The organism is Stenotrophomonas sp. 05L44_2, from assembly GCF_056665995.1.
Genome location: NZ_JBFTNR010000274.1, coordinates 1 through 4,978, shown reverse-complemented (window position 1 = coordinate 4,978; position 4,978 = coordinate 1). Strand labels below are relative to the sequence as shown.

Annotated in this window: 7 protein-coding genes; 4 read left to right on the top strand and 3 right to left on the bottom strand. The window is 67.4% G+C overall.

From position 1 onward, the window contains the following. Positions 1-666: DUF3108 domain-containing protein (locus tag AC1VAN_RS11095; protein ID WP_480985810.1), on the top strand; the 666-nt coding region annotated here is incomplete at its 5' end. A 115-nt stretch (positions 667-781) separates the two neighbouring features. On the opposite strand, the gene AC1VAN_RS11090 is transcribed toward AC1VAN_RS11095, so the two are convergent. Genes AC1VAN_RS11090 through AC1VAN_RS11080 form a run of 3 tightly spaced genes read right to left on the bottom strand, consistent with a single transcriptional unit; the run spans position 782 to position 2,619 of the window. Then, the gene (locus tag AC1VAN_RS11090; RefSeq protein WP_032977527.1) at positions 782-1,096 is read right to left on the bottom strand and encodes a hypothetical protein; all 315 of its coding nucleotides are present in this window, start codon (positions 1,094-1,096) and stop codon (positions 782-784) included. After that, the gene (murA, locus tag AC1VAN_RS11085) at positions 1,093-2,367 is read right to left on the bottom strand and encodes a UDP-N-acetylglucosamine 1-carboxyvinyltransferase (protein ID WP_025874013.1); all 1,275 of its coding nucleotides are present in this window, start codon (positions 2,365-2,367) and stop codon (positions 1,093-1,095) included. Before murA ends, AC1VAN_RS11090 begins: the two co-directional genes overlap by 4 nt. Before the next feature lie 21 nt (positions 2,368-2,388). Then, the gene (locus AC1VAN_RS11080; RefSeq protein ID WP_480985809.1) at positions 2,389-2,619 is read right to left on the bottom strand and encodes a BolA family protein; all 231 of its coding nucleotides are present in this window, start codon (positions 2,617-2,619) and stop codon (positions 2,389-2,391) included. A 54-nt stretch (positions 2,620-2,673) separates the two neighbouring features. On the opposite strand from AC1VAN_RS11080, the gene AC1VAN_RS11075 reads away from it, so the two are divergent. The 3 genes from AC1VAN_RS11075 to lptC all read left to right on the top strand — a co-directional run bounded on the left by AC1VAN_RS11075 (position 2,674) and on the right by lptC (position 4,862). Then, positions 2,674-3,675, top strand: coding sequence for a KpsF/GutQ family sugar-phosphate isomerase (locus AC1VAN_RS11075; RefSeq protein WP_480985808.1), 1,002 nt, complete (start codon positions 2,674-2,676; stop codon positions 3,673-3,675). Positions 3,676-3,741: 66 nt separating this feature from the next. After that, on the top strand, positions 3,742-4,290 hold the full coding sequence (locus AC1VAN_RS11070) for a KdsC family phosphatase (protein WP_033830524.1): 549 nt from the start codon (positions 3,742-3,744) through the stop codon (positions 4,288-4,290). Next, complete coding sequence (lptC, locus tag AC1VAN_RS11065; RefSeq protein ID WP_025874017.1) at positions 4,287-4,862, top strand: LPS export ABC transporter periplasmic protein LptC; 576 nt, start codon at positions 4,287-4,289, stop codon at positions 4,860-4,862. Before AC1VAN_RS11070 ends, lptC begins: the two co-directional genes overlap by 4 nt. Positions 4,863-4,978: the final 116 nt, after the last annotated feature.

The window sequence follows — 4,978 nt, the reverse complement described above, 5'->3', positions numbered from 1 at the left end:
CCCCTGACCTGGATCGCCGCTGCCGCACTGTCGGTGGCCAGCCTGCCGGCCATGGCCCTGCAGCCGTTCAAGGCCGACTACCTCGCCAGCTACATGGGCATGCAGGCCAATGGCAGCATGACCCTGGCCAGCGAAGGCACCAACAAGTGGCGTTACAGCCTGCAGGTCAAGAACCAGCTGGCGGACCTGAGCCAGACCACCGTGTTCGAGGAAGTGCGTGGGCAGTTGCGCCCGCTCAGCAGCCAGGACCGCTCTGCGCTGCTGGTGAAGAAGCGCAATGTGCAGGCCAACTACAACTGGACCAGCAACCAGGCCACCTGGACCGGCGACATCAAGCCGGACCGTGCCGGACCGATCGCCCTGAAGGCCGGCGACATGGACGCGCTGCTGATCAACCTGGCCATCGCCCGCGACCTGGCCGCCGGCAAGCCGCTGACCTATCGCATGGTCGACGAAGGCCGCATCAAGAACATGACCTACCGCGTGGTGGGCAAGGAATCGGTCACCGTCGGCGGCAAGAGCTACGAGGCCACCAAGGTCTCGCGCACCGACGGCAACAAGGAGCTGATCGCCTGGATCGTGCCGGAGTTCCCGGTGCCGGCGCGCATGCTGCAGCGTGAGAGCGGCCGCGATGCGCTGGACCTGACCATCAAGGCGATGAACTGACCGACCGCGCTGCGCGCTCGCCGGGCATGGCCCGGCGCTACCGCCCAACGTCGATCCACGCCATGCGTGGATTCATGCCCCGCACACAAAAACGCCCGCTTTCGCGGGCGTTTTTTCATTTCTTCGTTTCTTCCGCCGGCTTGAACTCGGTGCGGCAGTCGACCCGGATCTGCTCGCCCGTGGATCGGCGCACGAACGTGCGGCAATGGCGGTTGCCGTCCTGGCTGTCGTTCACCGCAACCGCGTAGAACGACTGGATGATCTCGTCACGGCTTACCGTGCCGTCGCCATTCCAGTCCATGTCCTTCTGCTCGATGCCCTTGGTGATGGCGATGTTGGCGTACCAGGCATAGCCCAGCCACGCCAGCACGATCAGCACCAGCACCAGCAGCGCCTTGCGGCGACGGCTGAACCTGCCGCGCAGGATCATGCGGCCACGCGCCGGATGGTGGCGCCGAGCGAAGACAGCTTTTCTTCGATGTTTTCGTAGCCGCGATCAAGGTGGTAGATGCGATCGATGGTGGTATCGCCATCGGCCATCAAGCCGGCCAGGATCAGCGACGCGGACGCGCGCAGGTCGGTTGCCATCACCGGTGCACCGCTCAGGCGCTCGTGACCACGCACGATGGCCGTGTGGCCTTCCACCTGCACATCCGCGCCGAGGCGCAGCAGCTCGTTGACGTGCATGAAACGGTTCTCGAAGATCGTTTCATTGATCACGCCCACGCCGTCGGCCACGCAGTTGAGCGCCATGAACTGCGCCTGCATGTCGGTCGGGAACGCCGGATACGGCGCGGTGGTCAGGTTGACTGCCTTCGGCCGCTTGCCGTGCATGTCCAGGGTGATGCTGTCTTCGGTGGTCTCGATGGTCGCGCCGGCTTCCACCAGCTTGGCCAGCACCGCGTCCATGGTGTTCGGGCGCGCACGGTTGACGGTGACCTTGCCACCGGTCATCGCTGCGGCCACCAGGAAGGTGCCGGTTTCGATGCGGTCGGGCAGCACTTCATGGCGGCCACCGGACAGGCGTTCGACGCCTTCGATGACCAGGCGGGCGGTGCCCAGGCCTTCGATCTTCGCGCCGAGAGCGATCAGGCAATGCGCCAGGTCGGTGACTTCCGGTTCCATCGCCGCGTTGTCGAGGATGGTGGTGCCTTCGGCCAGCACTGCGGCCATCAGCACGTTCTCGGTACCGGTCACGCTGACCATGTCGAAGGTGAAGTGGCCACCCTTCAGGCGCTTGGCGGTGGCCTTGATGAAGCCGTTCTCGACCACGATGTCGGCACCGAGTGCCTGCAGGCCCTTGATGTGCTGGTCGACCGGGCGCGAACCGATCGCGCAGCCGCCGGGCAGCGATACTTCGGCCGCGCCGAAGCGGGCCAGCAGCGGGCCCAGCACCAGGATCGAGGCGCGCATGGTCCTGACCAGTTCATACGGAGCCACATGCTGGTTGACCGGACGCGGGTCGACCACGATCGCGCTGCCACGCGAGAGCGTGCCCTGGTCGATGGTCACGTTCGCGCCCAGTTCGCCCAGCAGCTTCACCGTGGTGACCACATCGTGCAGATGCGGCACGTTGGTGATCTCCACCGGCGCATCGGCCAGCAGGGTCGCGCACAGGATGGGGAGGACGGCGTTCTTGGCGCCGGAGATGCTTACTTCACCGTGCAGCGCAGCGCCGCCGGTCACAACGATCTTGGCCATGTATTGGGGATCTTCTGCGGTTCAGCCGGCTTCGGCCGGGGTCACGGTTTTCAGTGCGAGCGCGTGGATCGCGCCGCCCATCAGGTCACCCAGAGTGGCATACACCATCCGGTGGCGGGCCAGCGGCAGCTTGCCGGCAAAGGCCTCGCTGACCACGGTCGCTTCGAAATGCACGCCATCGTCACCCTGCACGTCGGCGCGGGCGCCGGGCAGGCCGGTTTCGATCAGATTGCGGATGGTSTCGGCGTCCAACGGGCTTTCCTAATAAAATGTGCGTCCATTCTACTTCCGCTGCGTGGCGTCCGCATGGCCGAATCCCTGTTGCCCCCCCGTTCCGCCGACCCTGCCGCCCTGGTCGCCAGTGGCCGGCGCGTGTTCGAGATCGAACGGCAGGCGCTGGACGCCGTGGCCGACCGCCTCGGCGATGCCTTCCAGCAGGCCTGCCGGGCGATCCTGGGCAGCCGCGGCCGGGTAGTCGCCACCGGCATGGGCAAGTCCGGCCATGTGGCACGCAAGATCGCCGCCACCCTGGCCTCCACCGGCACCCCGGCGTTCTACGTGCACCCGGGCGAGGCCGGCCATGGTGACCTGGGCATGATCACCGAGGACGACGTGGTGCTGGCCCTGTCCTATTCGGGTGAATCGGATGAGCTGCTGATGCTGCTGCCGGTGCTCAAGCGCCAGGGCAATGTGCTGATCGCCATGACCGGCCGCCCGCAGTCGAGCCTGGCCAGCGCCGCCGATTTCCACCTGGATGTGAGCGTGCCGGCCGAAGCCTGCCCGCTGGCGCTGGCGCCCACCYCCAGCACCACCGCCTCGCTGGCGATGGGTGACGCGCTGGCGGTGGCCCTGCTGGATGCACGCGGCTTCACCGCCGACGATTTCGCCCGTTCGCACCCGGCCGGCAGCCTCGGCCGCCGCCTGCTGCTGCACATCACCGACGTCATGCACACCGGCGAGGACCTGCCCAAGGTCGATGTCGGCGCCAGCCTCAGCGAAGCGCTGATGGAGATGAGCCGCAAGCGCCTGGGCATGACCGCCGTGGTCGACGACCAGGGCGTGCTGATCGGGCTGTTCACCGACGGCGACCTGCGCCGCGCCCTGGACACCGACCTGGACGTGCGCACCGCCAGGATCGCCGATGTGATGACCCGGCAACCGCGCACCATCAGCGCCGACAAGCTGGCGGTGGAGGCTGCGCGGCTGATGGAAACCCACAAGATCACCGGCCTGATCGTGGTCGACAGCCAGGGCCGCGCGGTCGGCGCCCTGAACATTCATGACCTGTTGCGGGCGCGGGTGGTTTAACCGACAGTCCGTAGACCCCATTCAGTCTGTACCAACGAGCCCGCAACCACCGAGTCCGATGCCCTGATGCCCTGGTCCCCCCTGCCCGCCTTCCCCACCCACCTGCATGCCGTTGCGGCCGGTATCCGCCTGGCCTGCTTCGACGTGGACGGCACCCTCACCGACGGTCGGCTGTACTACGACAAGGATGGCAATGAGAGCAAGGCGTACTTCGTGCAGGATGGCCTGGGCCTGAAACTGCTGCAGCAGCACGGCATCCACCCCGTGCTGATCACCGCGCGCAACAGCCAGTCCGCGCTCAAGCGCGGCGCCGACCTGGGCATCGACACCCAGATTGCCGTCGGCGACAAGCTGGCCAGCGTGCAGGCGCTGTGCGCCCAGCACGGCATCGGCCTGGAGCAGGTGGCCTTCATGGGTGACGACCTGCCCGACCTGGCGCCACTGGGCGCGGTCGGCCTGGCGGTGGCTCCGGCCAATGCCCATCCGTGGATCGCCGAGCGCGTGCACTGGATCACCCGTGCTGACGGTGGCCGTGGTGCCGCGCGCGAGCTGTGCGACGTGCTGCTGGCCGCGCAGGGCCGCGTGGACGCCGTGCTGGCGAGGTTCGGCGCATGAATGCCCCCACCCTGAACTGGCGGATGATCCTCGGCGTCGGCCTGCTGCTGGCCGCCCTGCTGAGCAGCTGGGCGGCGCTGCGCAACCGCGAAAAGGCACCTGCCGTCGAAGGCCAGGACGCCGGCGTGGACTACATCCTGCACGATTTCCAGATCGTCGCCCTGGACGAACATGGCAAGGAATCGACCACCCTGCGCGCGCCCCTGCTGGAACGCCAGCGTGGCGACCAGACGCTCAACATCACCACGCCGCTGTTCGAAATGCCCGACAAGGACGGCAAGCACTGGACGCTGCGCGCCCAGACCGGCTGGCTCAGTGCCAAGGGCGACGAGATGAAGCTGCGGGGCAACGTCGCCGGCGACAGCCCGGCCGGCCCGGGCGTGGTCCCGACCACCTTCCGCACCGACCACCTGGATGTATTCCCGAAGGACAACCGCGCCCGCACCGATGCCCTGGTGACCATGACCCGGCCCGGCATGGAGCAGTCCGGCGTCGGGTTCGAGGTGGATTCGAAGAACAACACGTATCATTTCCTCAGCCAGTCCAAGGGCCGTTACACGCCCAAGCGCTGATTCCGCCGCCCGCCCGCGACGTCTTCCGACAGGCGCGAAGCAGGCAGCCCCCACCCGCCGCCCCCGGTCCCGCCGGAGGGCCACCACCGGTAGAACGGACCCCGATGAAGATTCCC

Bases quoted from the DNA above. Each gene is read 5' to 3' on its own strand.
- lptC (WP_025874017.1), top strand. From the start codon at position 4,287: ATGAATGCCCCCACCCTGAACTGGCGGATGATCCTCGGCGTCGGCCTG.
- AC1VAN_RS11090 (WP_032977527.1), bottom strand. From the start codon at position 1,096: ATGATCCTGCGCGGCAGGTTCAGCCGTCGCCGCAAGGCGCTGCTGGTG.
- murA (WP_025874013.1), bottom strand. From the start codon at position 2,367: ATGGCCAAGATCGTTGTGACCGGCGGCGCTGCGCTGCACGGTGAAGTA.
- AC1VAN_RS11070 (WP_033830524.1), top strand. From the start codon at position 3,742: ATGCCCTGGTCCCCCCTGCCCGCCTTCCCCACCCACCTGCATGCCGTT.